Here is a 20,559-nt window from a genome sequence, read left to right on the forward strand (position 1 = left end):
GCGTAACCCCCGTCAGGAGTGCTTGCGCACCTCGCCGGCCAGGGCCGCCAGCGCCTCTTCATCAAGCTGTTTATTGTCCACCTTGAGCAGGGCCAGGCTCTGCTCAGCCACCACCACCGCCTCGAGCACCCCGGGCACCCCGCGCAAACGGGCCGCCACCTCGCCCCAGTCCTGGCGGTTCTCCAGGTGGATCACACGGTTATCAAGCTTGGGCAACTCGCGCATGCCCCACAGGCAAGCCAGCCAGACCACCGCCAGCAGGGCACAGCCCAGGAACACCGCTTCCGCGCCCACCCACTGGTACAGGGCGCCACCCACCTGGCCACCGATGAACACGCCCAGGAACTGGCTGGTGGAATACACCCCCATGGCGGTGCCCCGGGTACCGGCCGGCGCCGCCCGGCCAACCAGGGAAGGCAACAGCGCCTCCAGCAGGTTGAAGGCCATGAAGTAAACGAACAGCGCCAACACGAAGTGCCAGAGCGTGCCGCCGGCCAGGACCAGCAACACCTCGGCCACGATCAGCAGGCTCACCGCCAGGCGCTTGACTGGCATCGCGCCACGTCGTTCGGCGGTAATAATCAGCGGCACCATGGCCAGAAAGCTGGTCACCAGTACCGCCAGATAAAGCAGGCTGTGCTGCTGCAGGTCCAACCCCAGGCGCTGCTTGAGGATCTGCGGCAACACCACGAAGGAGGCGGTCATGGTCAGGTGCAGCACCATGATGCCCAGGTCCAGACGGCGCAGGTTGGGATCGCCCAGTACGCGGCCAAAACGCTGGGCCGCCGGCAACGGCTCGGCGGCGCGCACCTGGGGCGAAGGCACGCCGAACGCCACGCCCATGGCCAGGATGCCGAGCACCACGGTCAGCCAGAACAGGCCGCTGAGGCCCAGCCAGTGGGCCAGCAACGGCCCCAGGATAAGCGCCAGAATAAAGGCGCCCCCCACCGACATGCCGATCAGGGCCATGGCCCGGGTGCGGCGCTGCTCGCTGACCACGTCGCCGATCAGGGCCATGATCACGCTGGCGATGGCGCCGGCCCCCTGTAACGCCCGGCCCAGAATCACGCCATGGATGGTATCGCTAAGCGCCGCCACCGCGCCGCCGGCCACGAACAACAGCAGGCCCGCCAGCAGCAGCGGGCGCCGGCCGAAGCGATCGGAAAGCATGCCAAAAGGGATCTGCAGCATGGCCTGCATCAGGCCATAGGCGCCGATCGCGGTGCCGATCAACAGGGGGGTGGCGCCGTCCAGTCGCTCCCCGTACACGGCGAACACGGGCAGAATCATGAACAGGCCGAACATGCGCAATGCGAAGATCGCGGCCAGGGAGCCGGTGGTGGAAAGTTCGGTGCGCCGCAAGGCGGCCCGGGAAGCGTCCGTCATGGTCAAGCATCAAGGATACGGAAATGGGACTGGAGTGTATCAGATTAGCGGACGACGGGGATGATGCCGCCCCTGGGAATGATGGTAAATTGAAGCCCCGCTAAAGCGGTGATAAATTGATGACTTGATTCAGTTTTTCTTCTTAGCTCCCCCCCGGGTTTTCCGGGATGCATCATGGACGAATTGATGGATACTTCAACGATACAAAAGGTGTACGTGGTCGGTGGCCAGCATCTTCAGAACGCCCTGCTCACCGAGTTTCTCGACAAGGCGTCGATCCCCGCCACGGCCATCAAGTCCGTGGATCAGGTTAACGAGGACGACCTCGCCGGGGTGGAACAGAACCTGTTCCTGGTGGATTTTCATTCGGTGGACGTCAATCAGGTGATCGCCCGCCTGATGGATGCGGACAAACGGCTGCCCAACGATATTCTGATCGGTGTTTTCAACGTCGATCATGAGGACGATCTGTCGCGTCTGGCCGGACTCCCCATGGTCAACGGCGGCTTCCAGCACGATTGCCCGCAGGACCTGCTGACCAAGGGCATCAAGGCCATGTTCAAGGGCGAACTGTGGTTCCCGCGCAAGGTGTTGCAGCAGTACCTGGTCAAAAGCCGGGCCTTCAACAAGACTTTCGCCCGCAACGAGGTCAACCTTACCGACCGCGAAATCGAGGTGCTCAAGGTGATGGCCACCGGCGCCAAGAACTCCGAAATCGCCAAGGTGCTCAGCCTCAGCCCGCACACCATCAAGACCCACATCTACAACATCTTCAAGAAAATCAACGCTTCCAACCGCCTGCAGGCGGTGAACTGGGCCCAGGAAAACCTCTGATCATTCCGACGCCGGGCCGACCCGGCCGGTGTCGGCGTGTGCCCGCCTTCTTTCCCCGTTCACGGTATTTCCCCTATACTGCACTGTTCATTTTGACAGTAGCCGAGGGCTCGCCATCTCATGGATACCATTCTGGTTCGGGGCGCGCGCACCCATAACCTGAAGAACGTGGATCTCGACATTCCCCGCGATAAGCTGGTGGTAATCACCGGCCTGTCCGGGTCCGGCAAATCGTCCCTGGCGTTCGACACGCTGTATGCCGAGGGGCAGCGCCGTTACGTGGAGTCGCTGTCCACCTACGCCCGGCAGTTCCTCTCGATGATGGAAAAGCCGGACGTGGACCACATCGAGGGGCTGAGCCCGGCCATTTCCATCGAGCAGAAGTCCACCAGCCACAACCCGCGTTCCACGGTGGGCACCATCACCGAGATCTACGATTATCTGCGGCTGCTGTTCGCCCGGGTGGGCGAACCACGCTGCCCGGAGCACGATACCCCCCTGGCGGCGCAGACCATCAGCCAGATGGTCGACCAGGTGCTGACCATGGAGGAAGGCAGCCGGCTGATGCTGCTGGCGCCGGTGATCCGCGAGAAAAAAGGCGAGCACCTGAACCTGTTCGACGAATTGCGCGCCCAGGGCTTCATTCGCGCCCGGGTGGATGGCCGCATTTACGATCTGGACGAGGCCCCCACCCTGGACAAGAACAAGAAGCACACCATCGAGGTGGTGGTGGACCGCTTCAAGGTGCGCGGCGATCTGCAGAACCGGCTGGCGGAGTCCTTCGAGACCGCCCTCAACCTGGCCGACGACATCGCCATCATCGCCTCCATGGACGGCGAGCCGCTGGACGACGACAACCCGGAGATCACCTTCTCCGCCAAGTTCGCCTGCCCACACTGCGGCTACTCGATCCCGGAGCTGGAACCCCGTCTGTTCTCGTTCAACAATCCGGCCGGTGCCTGCCCCAGCTGCGACGGCCTCGGCGTCAAGCAGTTCTTCGACGAGGACAAGGTGATCACCAGCGACGAGCTGTCCCTTGCCGAAGGCGCGATCCGCGGCTGGGACCGCCGCAACGTCTATTACTTCCAGATGCTCAACGCCCTGGCCCAGAGCCTGGGCTTCGACATGGATCAGCCCTTCAACAAGCTGCCCAAAACGGTGCGCCACAAGATTCTGTACGGCACCGGCAAGGAAAGCGTGGAGTTCCGCTACCTCAACGATCGCGGCGATATCATCAAGCGCAACCATCCGTTCGAGGGCATCATCCCGAACATGGAGCGCCGCTACCGGGAGACCGAATCCGACGCGGTGCGCGAGGAGCTGGCCGGCTATCTGTCCACCTCAACCTGCCCCAGCTGCCACGGTTCGCGGTTGCGTGAGGCCGCCCGCCATGTGTTCATCGGCGACACCAACCTGCCGGACCTGGTGCGCCTGGCGGTGGGCCGGGCGTTCGACTACTTCGACAGTCTCAAACTGAGCGGCAGCCGTGGCGAGATCGCCGAGAAGATTCTCAAGGAAATCCGCGACCGGCTGCAGTTCCTGGTCAACGTGGGCCTGGACTATCTGACCCTGGAGCGCAGCGCCGAGACCCTGTCCGGTGGCGAAGCCCAGCGCATCCGCCTGGCCAGCCAGATCGGCGCCGGCCTGGTGGGGGTGATGTACGTGCTCGACGAGCCATCCATCGGCCTGCATCAGCGTGATAACGAGCGTTTGCTGAATACCCTGACCCGGCTGCGTGACCTGGGCAACACGGTGCTGGTGGTGGAACACGACGAGGACGCCATCCGCACCGCCGATCACGTCATTGATATCGGCCCCGGCGCCGGAGTGCACGGCGGCCGGGTGGTGGCCCAGGGCACCGCGAAGCAGGTCGCCGCCAACAAACAGTCGCTCACCGGCGATTACCTTTCCGGGCGCAAGCGCATCGAAGTACCCGCCGAGCGCCGCCGTAACGAGGATGACCTCTGGCTGACCCTGTTCGGCGCCACCGGCAACAACCTCAAGGGCCACCCGCTGAATCTGCCGCTGGGGCTGTTCACCTGCATTACCGGGGTGTCCGGGTCGGGGAAATCGACGCTGATCAACCGTACTCTCTACCCGCTCGCGGCCACCAAACTGAACAAGGCCAGCACCCTGAAAGCCGCGCCCCACGAAAGCCTGGAGGGGCTGGAGCACCTGGATAAGGTGGTGGACATCGACCAGAGCCCGATCGGCCGCACGCCGCGTTCCAACCCGGCCACCTACACCGGCATTTTCACGCCGGTGCGGGAGCTGTTCGCCGGCACCCAGGAAGCCCGTGCCCGGGGCTACAAGCCCGGCCGCTTCAGCTTCAATGTCAAGGGCGGGCGCTGCGAGGCCTGTCAGGGTGACGGCGTGATCAAGGTGGAAATGCACTTCCTGCCCGATATCTACGTGCCCTGCGAGGTCTGCGAAGGGCGACGCTACAATCGGGAGACCCTGGAGGTCACCTATAAGGGCAAGAACATCTACGAAGTGCTGGAAATGACCATCGAGGAAGCCCGCGAATTCTTTGACGCGGTGCCGGCACTGCAGCGACGCCTGCAGACCCTGCTCGACGTGGGCCTGAGCTACGTGAAGCTGGGCCAGGCGGCCACGACGCTGTCCGGCGGCGAGGCGCAGCGGGTCAAGCTGGCCCGGGAGCTGTCTCGCCGCGATACCGGTCGCACGCTCTATATTCTTGATGAGCCGACCACCGGCCTGCATTTCCAGGACATCCAGTTGCTGCTGGATGTGCTCAACCGGCTCCGTGACCACGGCAACACCATCGTGGTGATCGAGCACAATCTGGACGTGATCAAGACCGCCGACTGGGTCGTGGACCTGGGCCCGGAAGGCGGCGACGGCGGCGGGCAGATTATTGCCGAGGGCACACCCGAGCAGGTCGCCAAAACCAAGGGCAGCCACACCGGCCACTTCCTGAAACCCATGCTCGCCAACAAGGGGAAATAAAGCCGCTCTGGCACGGAAACTGCTTGGCTTCTCAAGCCGATGTCACGGAGCGAAGAGCATGAGCGGGGGAGGAATCAACGCCCATTGGTTGATGCATTACCGGGTGGTGACGCTGGTGAACCAATGCCGGCGGCTGATCCGCGACGAATTCGGGGCCCGTCTGTCGCTGACTGACCCGGATTTGCGCGAGGAACTGGAGGCCTACGCCGAGCGCAGCGCCTCGGCGGAACTGAAACGCCTGATGGCGCGCATCGACGAAGAAGCGGGGGAGCCGGAAGCGGCGCCGGAGCCGGTCGCGAGACCGGCCCGGCGCATGTATCGTGGCCAGCCGCTACCGGACCCGGAAGCACCAGCCTCCGGGAAATCGGAGACCGCCCCCGCCAGCGACAAACCGGTGATCTACCGGGGCCGGCGGGTGCGCTGAGTCAACGGATACCCACATAGAGGGTCACCCGATCGGTGCCCTCATAAACCTCATAATCGGTGAGAAAGGCCCGTTGCGGGGCATCTTCCGCCTCGAAGTAGTGCCATACCTGGCTCCAGGCCTCCATGGCGGTTTCCGGCATCCGGCCTTGCGCCCGGAAAACCAGATACTCGCCGGCCTCCAGCGTCAGGGTGGCGAAATCGTCCGGAACCTTCGTCTCATCCGTTACCTCGACACCGGCCAATACGCTGTAGTCGCCCTCGGCGCCGTTTTCATACTCGGTGTAGACGCCGTACACCGGCGATCCGGCGGCCTTGTCCGGGATCGTCTCGGCCAGGCGTTCATCGTTGAATTTTTCCCACAGGCGGTCCAGTTGGGCGTCTTCCGGCCGCAGTTCCCGCTCCTGATTGGTGCGCACCTGAATACCCGCCACCGCCTTGCCGTGGCGGCGTTCGCGTTCCGGTTTGATCACGCCATGTCCTCCCTTCGCTGGTGATGCCGTACCGATTAGAGCGACTCCAGAATCGCCGCCATGTCGTCGGCGTGTTCCTCTTCCTGAGCCAGAATCTCTTCCATGATGCGGCGGGTGGTGGGGTCCTTGTCGCCCAGGTAAGTGGCAATCTCCCGATAGCTGTCGATGGCGATCCGTTCCGCGATCAGGTCTTCCTTGACCATTTCCTTGAGGCTATCGCCGGCCACGTACTCCGCGTGGGAGCGGCTCTGCAGGCCTTCCGGGGAGAAATTGGGCTCGCCGCCCAGTTGCACGATGCGCTCGGCCAGCCAATCGGCGTGTTGCTGCTCCTGTTGCGCATGCTCCAGGAACTCATCCGCGGCGATGCTGGCGTTGAGGCCATCCGCCATGTAGTAGTGCCGCTTATAGCGCAGCGTGCATACGATCTCGGTGGCGAGCGCCTCATTGAGCAGGCTGAGCACGGTTTCCCGATCGGCGGCGTAGCCCGCGGTCACGGCGCCGCGCTCGATGTGCTCGCGCGCCCGCTCGCGGATGGTTTTTATATCGGTGAGAAAGGGCTGCTTCTCGCTCATGGTCTCTCCCTGCGTGGGTGGAACGAATAACTTGGGGTGCCCCTAGTGATGCCGATGGCGACCCGCGAAAACAAGAGGACCAATCGCAAAATAGCGTAAAGCGCCGGCCTCAGGCCGGCGCGCGCAGAGCTTCCTCCAGAGTGGAGTGGAACGAGTAAACCCCTTCACGGGGCGTCACGCCGGCCCGCGCCAGGGTCTTGAGCGGCTGGAACTGAAGATCGGCGATACGCACCCGGGTGCCGCTTTCCTCGCAACGCGCCAGGAACCGCTGCAGCGCCGCCAGACCGCCGGCGTCCATCACCGGCACGCCATCCATGTAAAGCACCAGCACACGGCGCTCTCCGGCGAGAGCCGCCAATTCGCCGAACACCCGGTCGGCGGCGGCGAAGAACAACGCCCCACTGATTTTGAAGACACCCCAGTCTTCCGGCAGGCCGTAGGGCGCCAGCCGTGCCGAACCGGTCATGTCGCCGACCCGGGTCATGGCGGCGATGTCACGCATGAACAGCAGCGAGGCGAGCAGGACCCCGGCGGTGATCGCCACCACCATATCCACGAATACGGTCAGCAGAAAGCAGACCAGGAACACCAGCACATCACTGGCGGGAGCCCGGCGCACCAGACGCACGGCCTTGGGGGCCTCGCTCATGTTCCACGCCACCAGCAGCAGCAACGCCGCCATGGCCGGCATCGGCAGATAGCCCAGCCAGCGCGCCAGCGCCACCATCGCCAGCAGCACCACCAGCGCATGCAGCATGGCGGCCAGGGGGGTTTGCGCACCCGCCTTGTAATTGGCCGCCGACCGGGCAATCGCGGCGGTGGCGGTGATACCACCAAACAGGGGCACCACCAGGTTACCGACGCCCTGCCCCAGCAGCTCACTGTTGGCGCTGTGGCGACGGCCGGTCATGCCATCCAGCACCACCGCGCACAGTAACGACTCGATGGCACCCAGCATGGCGATGGCGAACGCGGTGGGCACCAGACTCACCGCCAACTGCCACAACGCGGCGCCACCCAGCGCGTCGCCGCCGCGCGCCCAGGGCCAGGCCAGCTCCGGCAGTACCGGCGGAATTCCCTGCCCGGTCACGCCACTGTCGAGCACATAGTGGAACCGGGAGGCGATGGTGGGCACGGCGGCGCCCTGGTGGTTGAACCAGGCGGCCAGCGCGCCGCCCACCAGCACCGCCGGCAAATGAGGCGGCAGCGGCGTTTTCAGACGGGGCCAGATCAACAGCACCGCCAGGGTAGCCAGGGCCACCGCCAGGCTGGCACCGTGTACCTCACCCAGCATGCCGCCCAGGGCGGCCAGCTTGCCGGGGTAGGACGCGGGCAGGGATTCCAGAGGCAATCCCAGCAGGTCCTTGATTTGCAGCGTCGCGATCACCACTGCAATACCCGCGGTGAAGCCCAGGGTCACCGGCGGCGGGATGTACTCGATCAGCCTGCCCAGGCGCAGCAACGCCATCAGAATCAGCATGGCGCCTGCCATCATGGTGGCGATCAGAAGGCCGGTGAGGCCGTGCTCCTGGGCCACCGGGTACAGGATCACCACGAAGGCGGCGGTGGGCCCGGAGATGCTGAACCGGGAGCCGCCCAACAGGGCGATCAGGAAACCGCCGACGATGGCGGTATAGAGCCCGTATTGCGGCGCCACGCCGCTGGCGATGGCCAGCGCCATGGACAGCGGGATGGCGATCAGGCCGACGGTGATGCCGGCGGCCAGATCACGACCAAGGCGACGTGCGTCATACCCCTCGGCCAGACTCTCGCGCAGAGCATGGGCGGGACGCAGGGAAAACAGGTGAGCGCGGTGGGACATGGTGATGGGACCCGATGCGGTTGAGAAAATGGAACCCGGGTATTATATTCAAACTGAATCTACATCATATGTTAATGAGATTAACATCATTGCCATGGAAAAGCGCACAGCCCGCCTCACCTTGTTGATTGATCCCCGCAAGAAAGCCGTGTTCGAGCGTCTCTGCGCACGGGAGGATGTCACACCGTCGCAAAAGGTTCGTCAGTTCATCCGTGAGTACGTCCAGCGGGAGCTGGGCGACGACTGGATGACACAGGCGGAACTGGTATTGCGGGAAAAAGAGGAAAAGGAAGGTCCGGAGACCTGACCGCTTCGCCCATCACAGGCGACCTCCTGATAGGTGAACCCCTGATAGGTGACGCCAATCATGACTATTCCCGCAATCCATTATTAAAATCACACCTTCACCCCTATCTTAGGGGATGTCACGTTGACCACTCTGAAAAAGGAGCTAGACATGTCTGTAATCAACACCGAAATCAAACCGTTCAAGGCCCAGGCTTTCAAGAACGGCGAATTCATCGAAGTCAGCGACGCTGATGTAAAAGGCAACTGGGCGGTATTCTTCTTCTACCCCGCCGACTTCACCTTCGTATGCCCCACCGAGCTGGGCGACGTGGCCGACCACTACGAAGAGTTCCAGAAGATGGGCGTGGAAATCTACTCCGTGTCCACCGACACCCACTTCACCCACAAAGCCTGGCACGACAGCTCCGAGACCATCGGCAAGATCAAATACACCATGATCGGTGATCCGACCGCGACCATCAGCCGTAACTTCGAAGTACTGCGCGAAGACGAAGGCCTGGCCAACCGTGGCACCTTCATCGTGGACCCGGACGGCGTGATCCAGGCTCTGGAAATCACCGCCGAAGGCATCGGCCGCGACGCGTCCGACCTGCTGCGCAAGGTGAAGGCCGCTCAATACGTGCGCGCCCATCCTGGCGAAGTTTGCCCGGCCAAGTGGAAAGAAGGCGAGGAAACCCTGGCACCTTCCCTGGACCTGGTCGGCAAGATCTGATCGCGCCTTACCGCGTGAAGACGCCCGGGCCTCGCGCCCGGGCTTCCCTCCCCTCTCATTGTCATGGAGACCGGCATGCTTGACGCCAACCTGAAAAACCAACTGCAGTCCTACATGGAGCGCATCACGCAACCGTTCGAGATGGTCGCGTCCCTGGACGACGGCGACAAATCCCGGGAGCTGTTGGAGCTGTTGCGCGAGATCGAAGCAATGTCCGACAAGATCAGCCTGCGCGATGACGGCGACGACGCTCGCACGCCCTCGTTCAGCCTGAACCGGATCGGCGGCGACATCAGCCTCCGCTTCGCCGGCATCCCCATGGGGCATGAATTCACCTCCCTGGTACTGGCGCTGCTGCAAGTAGGCGGCCACCCGCCAAAAGCCAGTGAGGAGGTGATCGAACAGGTGAAGGCGCTGGACGGCGACTTCCAGTTCGAAACCTATTTCTCTCTGTCCTGCCAGAACTGCCCGGACGTGGTCCAGGCACTGAACCTGATGGCGGTACTGAACCCGAATATCAAACACGTGGCCATCGATGGCGCGCTGTTCCAGGATGAAGTGGAAGAGCGCGAAGTCATGGCGGTGCCCAGCGTGTTCCTGAACGGCGAACCGTTCGGCCAGGGCCGCATGAGCCTGGAAGAGATCGTCGCCAAGCTGGATACCGGCTCCGCCGAGCGCGACGCCGAGAAGCTCAACGCCAAGGACCCGTTCGACGTCCTGGTGGTGGGTGGCGGACCCGCCGGCGCGGCCAGTGCCATCTATGCCGCCCGCAAGGGCATCCGCACCGGTGTGGCGGCGGAGCGCTTCGGTGGCCAGGTACTGGACACCAACGCCATCGAGAATTTCATCTCGGTGACGGAAACCGAAGGCCCGAAACTGGCTGCCGCGCTGGAAGAGCATGTCCGCCAGTACGACGTGGACATCATGAACCTGCAGCGTGCCGAACAGTTGATCCCGGCAAGCCAGGAAGGCGGGTTGCACGAAGTGAAATTCGCTTCCGGCGCCAGTCTCAAGTCCAGGACTTTGGTGCTGGCCACTGGCGCCCGCTGGCGCAAGATCAACGTGCCCGGGGAAACTGAGTACCAGGGCAAAGGCGTGGCCTACTGCCCGCATTGCGACGGCCCGCTTTTCAAGGGCAAGGATGTGGCGGTGATCGGCGGCGGCAACTCCGGCGTGGAAGCGGCCATCGACCTGGCCGGCGTGGTCAAGCACGTGACCCTGCTGGAGTTCGATGACAAGCTGCGCGCCGACGCGGTGCTGCAGAAGAAACTGCACAGCCTGCCCAACGTGACCGTACTGGTGAGCGCGCAAACCACCGAAATCACCGGTGAAAACGGCCGCGTTAACGGCCTGCTCTACAAGGACCGGCAAAGCGGTGAGTCCCACCGGGTGGATCTGGCCGGGGTATTCGTGCAGATCGGCCTGCTGCCCAACACCGACTGGCTGAAGGGCGCCATTGAGTTGACTCCGCACGGCGAGATCATCGTCGACGGGCGTGGCGAGACATCGGTTCCCGGCGTGTTCGCCGCCGGCGACGTAACCACGGTGCCTTACAAGCAGATCGTGATCGCCGTGGGCGAAGGCGCCAAGGCGGCGCTGAGCGCCTTCGACCATCTGATCCGGCAGTCGGTAAGCAGCGACGCGGCCTGATCGCGCCGCTCCGGCGCAGCGAAAAGCCCGGCCCGCCATTGGCGGGTCGGGCTTTTTTGTCGCCCCCGCCCTGTAGCACCGACTTGTAGGAGCGACTGGGCGGCATTCCGCTTCAGTCGCGATCAACGGCGGTGCCCGAACCATCGCGACTGAAGTCGCTCCTACGCGCCCCTACAAGTCGCCGCTACGGCGGCCTAGGGGGCAGCGCCTCGCATGACCAGGCAAAACAAAACCCCCGGCCGTTTCCGGCGCGGGGGTTTTGTTTCAGCCTTGGCCGCGAACGGCCAACCAGCTTATTCAGCTTCGGCGGCTTCGCCTTCCGGGCGATCAACCAGCTCGACATACGCCATGGGGGCGTTGTCACCGGCACGATAACCCATCTTCAGGATCCGCAGGTAACCACCCGGGCGCGCCTTGTAGCGCGGACCCAGTTCGTTGAACAGTTTGCCAACCATTTCCTTCGACCGGGTACGGTCGAAAGCCAGTCGACGGTTGGCCACGGAGTCTTCCTTGGCCAGGGTGATCAGGGGCTCGGCCACCCGACGCAGTTCCTTGGCTTTGGGAAGCGTGGTCTTGATCGCTTCGTGTTCAAACAGCGACACCGCCATGTTGCGGAACATGGCCTGACGGTGTGAGCTGTTCCGATTCAGTTTTCTGCCGCTCTTGCGATGACGCATGGTTCTGTTCCTAAAATCGATTAACGCAACTTGGTGTTGAGCCGGTCATCATCCCGGAGGCTGACCGGCGGCCAGTTTTCCAGGCGCATGCCCAGCGACAGGCCTTTGGAAGCCAGCACGTCCTTGATCTCGGTGAGGGACTTCTTGCCCAGGTTCGGGGTCTTGAGAAGTTCCACCTCGGTACGCTGTACCAGGTCACCGATGTAGTAGATGTTCTCCGCCTTAAGGCAGTTGGCGGAACGGACGGTCAGTTCCAGATCGTCCACCGGACGCAGCAGGATCGGATCGATCTCCTCGCGTTCCTGCTTCGGCTCGGGCTTGGCATCCTGCTCCAGATCGACGAACACGGCGATCTGTTGCTGGAGAATCGTGGCCGCGCGGCGGATCGCTTCTTCCGGATCGATGGTGCCATCGGTTTCCAGATCGATCACCAGCTTGTCCAGGTCGGTACGCTGTTCCACCCGGGCGGCTTCCACCACATAAGCAACACGACGCACCGGGCTGTAGCTGGCGTCCAGCTGCAGGCGACCAATGCCGCGGGTCTCGTCATCGTCGCTCTGGCGGGTATCGGCGGCCTCGTAGCCGCGACCCTTGCGCACTTTCATGCGCATGCGCAGCTCGGTGTCCCCGGTAATGGTGCAGATCAGGTGGCCCGGGTTGACGATTTCAACGCTGTGATCGCGCTGAATGTCGTCGGCGGTCACGTCACCGGGGCCCTTCTTGACCAGTTCCAGGGTCGCCTCGTCGCGGTCCTCCATTTTCAGGGCCACGTTCTTCAGGTTGAGGAGAATGTTGATCACATCTTCCTGCACACCATCAATGGAGGAGTATTCGTGCTGTACGCCCTCGATCTCCACTTCGGTGATCGCGCACCCGGGCATGCTGGACAGCAGGATGCGGCGCAGCGCCGTGCCCAGAGTATGGCCAAAACCACGCTCCAGCGGCTCCAGTACGACCTTGGCGTGGGTCTCGCTGATCGCGTTGACCGCGATCGAGCGGGGCGTGAGAAATTCGTTCACGGCGGTCATAGAGATCCCTCAGGCAGTCCTTACTTGGAGTACAGCTCGACGATCAGGTTTTCGTTGATCTCAGCCGGCAGATCGATACGCTCCGGCCGGGCTTTGAACGTGCCCTCGAGCTTCTTCTCGTCCACTTCCACCCAGGTCGGGAAACCACGCTGCTGGGCCAGTTCCATGGCGTTCTTCACGCGCAGCTGGTTCTTGGCCTTTTCACGCACGGTGATCACGTCACCGGGTGCCACCTGGTAGGAGGCGATATTCACGCTACGACCGTTCACCAGGATCGCGCGGTGGGCGACCAGTTGGCGAGCCTCGGAGCGGGTGGCGCCGAAACCGAGCCGGTACACCACGTTGTCCAGACGGCCTTCCAGCAACTGCAGCAGGACCTCGCCGGTGGCGCCGCGGGAGCGGGCGGCTTTCTTGTAGTAGCCGCGGAACTGCTTCTCCAGCACGCCGTACATACGACGTACTTTCTGTTTTTCACGAAGCTGCACGCCGTAATCGGACAGACGGCCCGGACGGCGACCGCCGGCGGCCTGACCCGGGGGCTGTTCCGCCTTGCACTTGGACTCGAGCGGACGAATACCGCTCTTCAGGAACAGGTCGGTGCCTTCACGACGGGAAAGCTTGCACTTGGGACCGATGTATCTTGCCATCTTGCTCTATCTCCCGTTACACGCGGCGCTTCTTGGGCGGACGACAACCGTTATGCGGAATCGGCGTCACGTCCTGAATGTGGGTAATCTTGTAGCCACAGGCATTGAGCGCGCGAATAGAGGACTCGCGGCCCGGGCCGGGGCCCTTGACGCGCACTTCCAGGTTTTTCAGCCCGTAGTCCTTGGCGGCATTGCCCGCGTTTTCGGCGGCCACCTGGGCCGCGAACGGGGTGCTCTTACGTGAACCACGGAAGCCCGCACCACCGGAAGTCGCCCAGGACAGCGCGTTGCCCTGCCGGTCGGTGATGGTGATGATGGTGTTGTTGAAAGAAGCGTGTACATGCGCGATACCGTCCGCAACGGTCCGCGTTACCTTCTTCCGACGTGCGCCACTGTCTCTTTTCGCTTTAGCCATGTTGCTCAATCCAAATCAGGACTTACTTGCGGATCGGTTTCCGCGGGCCCTTGCGGGTCCGGGCATTGGTTTTGGTGCGCTGCCCGCGCAGGGGCAGGCTACGGCGATGACGGATGCCGCGATTGCAGCCCAGGTCCATCAAACGCTTGATGTTCATGTTGATTTCCCGGCGCAGATCGCCCTCCGTGGAAACCTTAGCCACTTCGGCGCGGATCGCGTCCAGCTGATCGCCGGACAGATCACGGACCTTCATGGTCGGCTCGATGCCGGTCTGCTCGCAAATCTTGCGGGCACTGGTGCGGCCAATCCCGAAAATATAGGTGAGGGAAATCACCGTATGCTTGTTGTCCGGGATGTTAACGCCTGCAATACGGGCCATCCGAATATCTCCGATTCACAACGCGGTGTGCCAGGCTCTGGCGCCGAAAGGCGGAAGAGTCTAGCGTCACACCGACTGAATTTCAACCAAATACCAGGAAAGAAGTTCTGTCCCGACAACGCCTTAGCCTTGGCGCTGCTTGTGCCGGGGCTCGGCACTGCAGATCACCATGACTCGACCCTTACGACGGATCACCTTGCAGTTGCGGCAGATCTTCTTCACAGAAGCCTGAACTTTCATCGCACTCGCCTCGTTTTACCTGTAGCCCGGGGGCCGTTAACGCACCAGACCGGTGCCGCCATACCCTTTCAGGTTGGCTTTCTTCATCAACTTCTCGTACTGGGTGGACATCAGGTGCGAATTGACCTGCGACCAGAAGTCCATCACCACCACGACCACGATCAGCAGCGAGGTGCCGCCCAGGTAGAAAGGCACGTTCCACACCGCCTGCAGGCCGAGGGGCAGCAGGCAGACCAGGGTCATATAGACCGCGCCTATCAGTGTGAGACGACCCATCACCGTATCAATATAACGGGCGGACTGCTCACCGGGGCGGATACCCGGGATATAGGCCCCGGATTTTTTCAGATTGTCCGCCACATCCTTCGGGTTGAACACCAGCGCCGTGTAGAAGTAGCAGAAAAACACGATCGCCAGGGTGAACAACAAAATGTACAGCGGCGTACCAGGCAGCAGCGCATCGCTCACGGTGCGCAACGTCTGGCCCCACCAGGAGTCCGGATCACTGGTGCTGAACCACTGGCTGATGGACGCCGGGAACAGCAGGATCGAACTGGCGAAGATGGCCGGGATCACACCCGCCATGTTCACCTTCAGCGGCAGATGACTCTGCTGCGCCGCGTACACCCGGCGGCCTTGCTGGCGCCGCGCGTAGTTGACGGTGATACGTCGTTGGCCGCGCTCGACGAACACCACGCCGAAGATCACCGCCACCGCCACCAGGAACACCAGCAGCATGGCCAGCAGACTCAGGTCACCCTGACGGGCGGACTCAAAGGTCTGCGCCACCGCGCCGGGCAACCCGGCCACGATGGAGGCGAAGATCAACATGGAGATACCGTTGCCGATGCCGCGCTCGGTAATCTGCTCACCCAGCCACATCAGGAACACGGTACCGGTGACCAGCGTGCTCACCGCCACGAAGTAGAAACTCGCCACCTGAAGGGTAGTGGCCGCTTCCGGCAGCAGGGTAATACCCTGGCTCTTCAGCCCGGCAACCACCCCGGCCGACTGAATCACGCCCAGCAGCACCGTCAGATACCGGGTGTACTGGGTGATCTTGCGCCGGCCCTGCTCCCCTTCCTTGCGCAACTGCTCAAGGCTGGGAACCACGGCGCTCATCAACTGGACCACGATGCTCGCCGTGATATAGGGCATGATGCCAAGCGCGAAGATGCTCATGCGCTCCAGCGAACCGCCGGAGAACATGTTGAACAGGCCAAGAATGGTATCCCGGTTGTTGTTGAACATCTGTTGCAACGCATCCGGGTTCATCCCGGGTACCGGAATATGCGCACCGATACGGAACACCACCAGCGCACCGAGCAGAAACGCAATGCGACGACCCAACTCACGGGTGGCGCCGCCGGAGGCCCCGGTGCTGTTCTTCAAGGTCTGTGCACGGTTCTTGGCCATAACCCCGCCCCGTTACTCTTCGATTTTACCGCCGGCCTTTTCCACCGCTTCGCGGGCGCCTTTGGTGATCGCCACACCGCGCACGGTCACGGCCCGATCGATGCCGCCACGCAGCACGATCTTGGCGCGCTTCTTGTCCGAGCGGACCACGCCGGCTTTCTTCAGAGTGTCCAGGTCGACCACGTCGCCTTCCACCTTGGCCAGCTCCTCAAGACGCACCTCGGCGGTGGCCATGGCCAGCTTGGAAGTAAAGCCGAACTTGGGCACACGGCGCTGCAGCGGCATTTGGCCGCCTTCGAAGCCAGGCTTCACGGTGCCGCCGGAGCGGGATTTCTGGCCTTTATGACCACGACCACCGGTCTTGCCCAGGCCAGAGCCGATACCACGGCCTACCCGCTTTTCTTCCGGACGGGAACCGTCGGCCGGATGCAGATCATTCAGACGCATCGCTTATTCTCCCTCTACCCGTACCATGTACGCGACCTTGTTGATCATGCCGCGCACCGCAGGCGTATCTTCAACTTCCACGGTGTGACCGATGCGGCGCAGCCCGAGACCGCGCACACAGGCCTTGTGGCCTTCGAGCCGACCGTTGGTGCTTTTAACCTGGGTTACTTTGATCTTGTCAGCCATGTTTAAGCTTCCGTCTGTGTGCGCTTAGCCGAGAATCTCTTCAACGGACTTGCCACGCTTGGCCGCCACGGATTCCGGGGAGGACATTTGCTTGAGCCCGTTGAAAGTGGCTCGCACCACGTTCACCGGATTGGTGGAGCCATAGCACTTGGCCAGCACGTTCTGTACGCCGGCCACTTCCAGCACGGCGCGCATGGCACCGCCGGCGATCACGCCGGTACCGTCATCGGCCGGCTGCATGTACACCTTGGAGGCGCCATGGTTGGCCTTGATCGGGTGCTGGATGGTGGTGCCTTTCAGGTCCACCTGAATCATGTTGCGACGGGCGGCTTCCAGAGCTTTCTGGATAGCGGCCGGCACTTCACGCGCCTTGCCGCGGCCGAAGCCCACTTTACCCTTGCCGTCGCCTACCACGGTCAGCGCGGTGAAGCCGAAAATACGGCCGCCTTTTACTACCTTGGCGACCCGGTTCACTTGAACCAGCTTCTCCTGGAGACCTTCGTTGGGATCAACTTTCGCCATAACCAAGCACCCTTAGAATTCAAGCCCGTTTTCGCGCGCGGCATCCGCCAGCGCCTTGATACGACCGTGGTAACGGAAACCGGAACGGTCAAAGGCGACGCGCTCGATGCCCGCCTCTTTGGCGCGCTTCGCGATCAGTTCGCCCACTTTGGCGGCGGCGTCGGCATTGCCGGTCGTGCCGCCACGCAGGTCCTTTTCCACCGTGCTCGCCGTAACCAGAACCTGGTCACCGGCCGCGCTGGTGATCTGTGCATAGATGTGGCGCGGGGTGCGATGTACGGACAGACGGATCTGGCCGGACTCGCGAATGCTCAAGCGAGTACGTTTGGCCCTGCGCAGACGTGCAACTTTCTTGTCCATCATGGCTCTAGTCTCAACGATTATTTCTTCTTGGCTTCCTTACGGCGCACCTGCTCATCGGCATAGCGCACCCCCTTGCCTTTGTAGGGCTCGGGCGGACGGAAACCACGGACATTGGCGGCAACTTGACCGACCAGCTGCTTATCAATGCCCTTGATGACAATTTCGGTCTGGGTCGGAGTCTCGATGGTGATGCCCTCGGGCAACTGATACGCCACCGGATGGGAGAAGCCCAGCGTCAGGTTCAGGACCTTGCCCTGAGCCTGGGCGCGATAGCCCACGCCGTTGAGGACCAGCTTGCGCTCGAAGCCCTCGGACACACCGGTGACCATATTATTGACCACGGCCCGGGTGGTGCCGGCCAGTGCCCAGGCTTCCTGGGATTCCTCGCGCGGCTTGACGGTGAATACACCGTCGTCCAAAGACACTTCCACCAGTTCGTGTACTTCGTGCTCCAGATTGCCCTTGCTGCCCTTAACGGACACCTTGGCGCCGTCGATTTTCAGCTCGACGCCGCTGGGCAGTTTAACCGGATTCTTCGCTACTCTAGACATTGTTGCACCTAAACCCGTCTACACCGCTCACCGTCAGGACACTTCGCAGATCAGCTCGCCGCCAACGTTGGCCTGGCGCGCCGCGCGATCGGAAATGATGCCCTGGTTGGTGGACACGACCATCACACCCAGGCCGCCCTTAACCTTGGGAATCTGGCCGGCGTTTTTGTACACACGCAGGCCGGGGCGGCTTACCCGGGCGATCTTCTCGATCACCGGTTGGCCCTCGAAATACCGAAGCTCCACGGTCAGGGTCGGCTTTTTCTCACCGTCCACCGAGAAACCTTCGATGTAACCTTCTTCCTTCAGTACCTTGGCAATGGCCTCTTTGGTCTTGGAAGAGGGGATATCCACCTTGCTCTTCCGGGCCATTTGCGCATTGCGGATACGGGTAAACATATCCGCCAGGGTATCTTGCATGCTCATGCCGCAATCGCTCCGCTATAACTCGATTACCAGCTGGATTTAACCAGGCCGGGAACATCGCCGCGCATCGCCGCTTCACGCAGCTTGATACGGCTCAAACCAAACTTCCGGTAGTAACCGTGCGGACGACCGGTGATCCGGCAGCGATTACGCTGGCGTACCGGAGAAGAATCGCGCGGCAGTTTCTGCAGCTGCATCTGGGCATCCCACTTCGCCTCGGGTTCGGCGCTGGGATCCTGGATGATTGCTTTCAGCGCTTCGCGCTTGGCGGCGTAACGCTGAACCAGCTTGGCGCGCTTCGCCTCCCGATTTTTCATAGAGACCTTTGCCATGACAAATCCTCTCAGCCCTTCAGCGGGAAGTTGAAGGCGCGCAGCAGCGCGCGTGCTTCGTCGTCGGTCTTGGCCGTGGTGGTGATGGTGATATCCAGACCACGCAGCTTGTCGACCTTGTCGAAATCAATTTCCGGGAACACGATCTGCTCGCGCAGGCCCATGGAATAGTTACCCCGGCCGTCAAAGGACTTGGGGTTGAGACCACGGAAGTCGCGTACTCGCGGAATCGCCACGGATACCAGGCGATCCAGGAATTCGTACATGCGACGGTTGCGCAGCGTCACCTTGCAGCCGATCGGCCAGCCTTCACGGATCTTGAAACCCGCGACGGACTTACGCGCCTTGGTGATCAGCGGCTTCTGGCCGGCGATCGCGGTCATGTCGGACAGGGCACCTTCGATGGCCTTACGGTCCTGGGCCGCTTCACCAACACCCATGTTCAGGGTGATCTTGGTGATTTTCGGCACTTCCATGACGTTCTCGTAGCCGAGTTGCTCCTTGAGCTTCGGCACGATCTCTTCGTTGTAAACCTTCTTCAGATCACTCATGGTTCACCTGTCCTCACGCGTCCAGCGGTTCGCCGTTGGACTTGAAGAAACGTACCTTGCGGCCGTCCTCGACGCGGAAGCCGACACGATCGGCTTTCTCCGCCTTGGCATTCCAGATGGCCACATTGGAAGCGTCGATACCGGCTTCCTGTTCCACGATGCCACCCTGGATTCCGCGGTTCGGATTGGCGCGCACGTGTTTCTTCACCACGTTCACTCCGGCCACGATCAGGCGGCCGTTGGGCAGCACACGCTGTACCTTGCCGCGCTTACCCTTGTCCTTGCCCGCGATTACGATGACTTCATCATCACGCTTGATCTTGAGCATTGCCTTCACCCGCCTTTAAAGAACTTCCGGTGCCAGTGAGATGATTTTCATGAACTGCTCGGTCCGCAGCTCACGGGTCACCGGTCCGAAGATCCGGGTACCTACCGGCGCCTTGTTGTTGCCCAACAGCACGGCGGCGTTTTCATCAAAACGGATCACGGAGCCGTCCGGACGACGCACGCCGCGACGGGTGCGTACCACCACCGCCGTCATCACGTCGCCTTTCTTGACGCGGCCGCGCGGAATCGCTTCCTTTACTGTGACCTTGATGATGTCACCAATGCCTGCATAGCGGCGGTGGGAACCACCCAGCACCTTGATGCACTGCACTCGACGCGCGCCGCTGTTATCGGCGACTTCGAGCATGGTTTCGGTCTGAATCATCGCTTACTCTCTCCAACTCCTGCCCTGCAGGCAGCCACAGCAACGTCGGTCAGACCTTGTTGGTCTGCTCCACCACGTTTACCAGCATCCAGGTTTTACGCTTGGACAACGGACGGCATTCCTCGATCGTCACCAGGTCGCCTTCGTTGCACTGATTCTGTTCATCGTGCGCCACCAACTTGGTGGAGCGCTTGATGATCTTGCCGTAAATAGGGTGCTGAACCCGGCGCTCAACCAACACGGTGATCGTTTTGTCACCCTTGTTGGAAATCACCTTGCCGGTAGCGGTCCGGCGCAGTTTCTCTTTCGCCTCTGCCATGACTAGTTACCCTGCTTCTCTCTCAGAATGGTTTTTACCCGTGCAATATCACGGCGAACCTTCCCAAGCTTATGGGTTTGTGAAAGCTGCCCGGATGCCAGTTGCATGCGCTGCTTGAACTGCTCTTCAAGCAACTCGAGCTGGTGACTCTGCAGCTCCTCAACACTCTTATCTCTCAGTTCACTCGCTTTCATGGC

Annotated in this window: 29 protein-coding genes; 6 read left to right on the forward strand and 23 right to left on the reverse strand. The window is 62.1% G+C overall.

All coding sequences use genetic code 11. From position 1 onward, the window contains the following. Positions 1–12: 12 nt before the first annotated feature. Positions 13–1,386, reverse strand: a complete 1,374-nt coding sequence (locus tag ACLD02_RS18750; RefSeq protein ID WP_203105739.1) for an MFS transporter — start codon at positions 1,384–1,386, stop codon at positions 13–15. Positions 1,387–1,560: 174 nt separating this feature from the next. Here ACLD02_RS18750 and ACLD02_RS18755 point away from each other — a divergent pair, with 174 nt between their 5' ends. From ACLD02_RS18755 to ACLD02_RS18765, 3 genes are all read left to right on the forward strand, one after another. Then, on the forward strand, positions 1,561–2,220 hold the full coding sequence (locus ACLD02_RS18755; RefSeq protein ID WP_238401155.1) for a LuxR C-terminal-related transcriptional regulator: 660 nt from the start codon (positions 1,561–1,563) through the stop codon (positions 2,218–2,220). A gap of 120 nt (positions 2,221–2,340) precedes the next feature. Then, entirely contained in the window at positions 2,341–5,190 is a 2,850-nt protein-coding gene (gene uvrA, locus ACLD02_RS18760) for an excinuclease ABC subunit UvrA (RefSeq protein ID WP_410299402.1), read from the forward strand. A gap of 58 nt (positions 5,191–5,248) precedes the next feature. Then, on the forward strand, positions 5,249–5,614 hold the full coding sequence (locus tag ACLD02_RS18765; protein WP_203105741.1) for a hypothetical protein: 366 nt from the start codon (positions 5,249–5,251) through the stop codon (positions 5,612–5,614). 1 nt (position 5,615) lies between these two features. Here ACLD02_RS18765 and ACLD02_RS18770 read toward each other — a convergent pair whose 3' ends face one another. From ACLD02_RS18770 to dauA, 3 genes are all read right to left on the reverse strand, one after another. Continuing rightward, positions 5,616–6,086 (reverse strand): effector binding domain-containing protein, encoded by a 471-nt coding sequence (locus ACLD02_RS18770; protein WP_203105742.1) that lies wholly within the window; start codon positions 6,084–6,086, stop codon positions 5,616–5,618. Positions 6,087–6,121: 35 nt separating this feature from the next. Further along, positions 6,122–6,658, reverse strand: coding sequence for a bacterioferritin (locus ACLD02_RS18775; protein WP_203105743.1), 537 nt, complete (start codon positions 6,656–6,658; stop codon positions 6,122–6,124). A gap of 109 nt (positions 6,659–6,767) precedes the next feature. Beyond that, positions 6,768–8,480, reverse strand: a complete 1,713-nt coding sequence (gene dauA / locus ACLD02_RS18780; RefSeq protein ID WP_410299403.1) for a C4-dicarboxylic acid transporter DauA — start codon at positions 8,478–8,480, stop codon at positions 6,768–6,770. 4 nt (positions 8,481–8,484) lie between these two features. Here dauA and ACLD02_RS18785 point away from each other — a divergent pair, with 4 nt between their 5' ends. The 3 genes from ACLD02_RS18785 (at position 8,485) to ahpF (ending at position 11,151) form a co-directional block, all read left to right on the forward strand. Next, positions 8,485–8,787: a hypothetical protein gene (locus ACLD02_RS18785; protein WP_410299404.1), complete on the forward strand. Its 303-nt coding sequence runs from the start codon at positions 8,485–8,487 to the stop codon at positions 8,785–8,787. Between the two features lie 150 nt (positions 8,788–8,937). Further along, positions 8,938–9,501 (forward strand): alkyl hydroperoxide reductase subunit C, encoded by a 564-nt coding sequence (ahpC, locus tag ACLD02_RS18790; protein WP_203105745.1) that lies wholly within the window; start codon positions 8,938–8,940, stop codon positions 9,499–9,501. Between the two features lie 75 nt (positions 9,502–9,576). Further along, positions 9,577–11,151 (forward strand): alkyl hydroperoxide reductase subunit F, encoded by a 1,575-nt coding sequence (gene ahpF / locus ACLD02_RS18795; protein ID WP_203105746.1) that lies wholly within the window; start codon positions 9,577–9,579, stop codon positions 11,149–11,151. 293 nt (positions 11,152–11,444) lie between these two features. Here the strand turns inward: ahpF and rplQ are convergent, their stop codons facing one another. From rplQ to rpmC, 19 genes are all read right to left on the reverse strand, one after another. Next, positions 11,445–11,828, reverse strand: a complete 384-nt coding sequence (gene rplQ, locus ACLD02_RS18800; protein ID WP_161385842.1) for a 50S ribosomal protein L17 — start codon at positions 11,826–11,828, stop codon at positions 11,445–11,447. A gap of 20 nt (positions 11,829–11,848) precedes the next feature. Continuing rightward, a complete protein-coding gene (locus tag ACLD02_RS18805; RefSeq protein WP_203101500.1) occupies positions 11,849–12,856 on the reverse strand; it encodes a DNA-directed RNA polymerase subunit alpha in 1,008 nt (335 codons plus the stop codon). Between the two features lie 20 nt (positions 12,857–12,876). Continuing rightward, complete coding sequence (gene rpsD, locus ACLD02_RS18810; RefSeq protein ID WP_161385840.1) at positions 12,877–13,503, reverse strand: 30S ribosomal protein S4; 627 nt, start codon at positions 13,501–13,503, stop codon at positions 12,877–12,879. Positions 13,504–13,519: 16 nt separating this feature from the next. Further along, positions 13,520–13,918: a 30S ribosomal protein S11 gene (gene rpsK, locus ACLD02_RS18815; protein ID WP_014996090.1), complete on the reverse strand. Its 399-nt coding sequence runs from the start codon at positions 13,916–13,918 to the stop codon at positions 13,520–13,522. Positions 13,919–13,940: 22 nt separating this feature from the next. Further along, a complete protein-coding gene (gene rpsM / locus ACLD02_RS18820) occupies positions 13,941–14,297 on the reverse strand; it encodes a 30S ribosomal protein S13 (RefSeq protein ID WP_161385839.1) in 357 nt (118 codons plus the stop codon). A 123-nt stretch (positions 14,298–14,420) separates the two neighbouring features. Next, the gene (gene rpmJ / locus ACLD02_RS18825; protein WP_008928865.1) at positions 14,421–14,537 is read right to left on the reverse strand and encodes a 50S ribosomal protein L36; all 117 of its coding nucleotides are present in this window, start codon (positions 14,535–14,537) and stop codon (positions 14,421–14,423) included. Positions 14,538–14,573: 36 nt separating this feature from the next. Further along, entirely contained in the window at positions 14,574–15,953 is a 1,380-nt protein-coding gene (gene secY, locus ACLD02_RS18830) for a preprotein translocase subunit SecY (RefSeq protein WP_203101499.1), read from the reverse strand. 12 nt (positions 15,954–15,965) lie between these two features. After that, positions 15,966–16,400, reverse strand: a complete 435-nt coding sequence (rplO, locus tag ACLD02_RS18835; RefSeq protein ID WP_203101498.1) for a 50S ribosomal protein L15 — start codon at positions 16,398–16,400, stop codon at positions 15,966–15,968. A 3-nt stretch (positions 16,401–16,403) separates the two neighbouring features. Continuing rightward, positions 16,404–16,586 (reverse strand): 50S ribosomal protein L30, encoded by a 183-nt coding sequence (gene rpmD / locus ACLD02_RS18840; protein ID WP_203101496.1) that lies wholly within the window; start codon positions 16,584–16,586, stop codon positions 16,404–16,406. A gap of 24 nt (positions 16,587–16,610) precedes the next feature. After that, a complete protein-coding gene (gene rpsE, locus ACLD02_RS18845) occupies positions 16,611–17,108 on the reverse strand; it encodes a 30S ribosomal protein S5 (protein ID WP_161385836.1) in 498 nt (165 codons plus the stop codon). A 12-nt stretch (positions 17,109–17,120) separates the two neighbouring features. Next, positions 17,121–17,471, reverse strand: a complete 351-nt coding sequence (gene rplR / locus ACLD02_RS18850) for a 50S ribosomal protein L18 (protein ID WP_203101494.1) — start codon at positions 17,469–17,471, stop codon at positions 17,121–17,123. Between the two features lie 17 nt (positions 17,472–17,488). Next, the gene (gene rplF / locus ACLD02_RS18855; protein WP_203101492.1) at positions 17,489–18,022 is read right to left on the reverse strand and encodes a 50S ribosomal protein L6; all 534 of its coding nucleotides are present in this window, start codon (positions 18,020–18,022) and stop codon (positions 17,489–17,491) included. A 33-nt stretch (positions 18,023–18,055) separates the two neighbouring features. Further along, complete coding sequence (rpsH, locus tag ACLD02_RS18860; protein ID WP_203101490.1) at positions 18,056–18,448, reverse strand: 30S ribosomal protein S8; 393 nt, start codon at positions 18,446–18,448, stop codon at positions 18,056–18,058. Between the two features lie 26 nt (positions 18,449–18,474). Next, positions 18,475–18,780, reverse strand: coding sequence for a 30S ribosomal protein S14 (rpsN, locus tag ACLD02_RS18865; protein ID WP_203101489.1), 306 nt, complete (start codon positions 18,778–18,780; stop codon positions 18,475–18,477). A gap of 11 nt (positions 18,781–18,791) precedes the next feature. Next, positions 18,792–19,331 carry a 50S ribosomal protein L5 gene (gene rplE, locus ACLD02_RS18870; protein ID WP_203101486.1) on the reverse strand — a complete coding sequence of 180 codons (540 nt, stop codon included), beginning with the start codon at positions 19,329–19,331 and terminating at the stop codon, positions 18,792–18,794. Between the two features lie 13 nt (positions 19,332–19,344). Continuing rightward, positions 19,345–19,659, reverse strand: coding sequence for a 50S ribosomal protein L24 (gene rplX / locus ACLD02_RS18875; protein ID WP_203101483.1), 315 nt, complete (start codon positions 19,657–19,659; stop codon positions 19,345–19,347). A gap of 15 nt (positions 19,660–19,674) precedes the next feature. Then, positions 19,675–20,043: a 50S ribosomal protein L14 gene (rplN, locus tag ACLD02_RS18880; protein WP_138770784.1), complete on the reverse strand. Its 369-nt coding sequence runs from the start codon at positions 20,041–20,043 to the stop codon at positions 19,675–19,677. A 49-nt stretch (positions 20,044–20,092) separates the two neighbouring features. Continuing rightward, on the reverse strand, positions 20,093–20,362 hold the full coding sequence (gene rpsQ, locus ACLD02_RS18885) for a 30S ribosomal protein S17 (RefSeq protein ID WP_161385830.1): 270 nt from the start codon (positions 20,360–20,362) through the stop codon (positions 20,093–20,095). A 2-nt stretch (positions 20,363–20,364) separates the two neighbouring features. Then, entirely contained in the window at positions 20,365–20,556 is a 192-nt protein-coding gene (gene rpmC / locus ACLD02_RS18890; protein ID WP_203101481.1) for a 50S ribosomal protein L29, read from the reverse strand. Between the last annotated feature and the right edge of the window lie 3 nt (positions 20,557–20,559).

The sequence above is a fragment of the Alloalcanivorax sp. C16-2 genome (assembly GCF_046507615.1).
In the GTDB taxonomy this organism is placed as follows: Bacteria; Pseudomonadota; Gammaproteobacteria; order Pseudomonadales; family Alcanivoracaceae; genus Alloalcanivorax; species Alloalcanivorax marinus_A.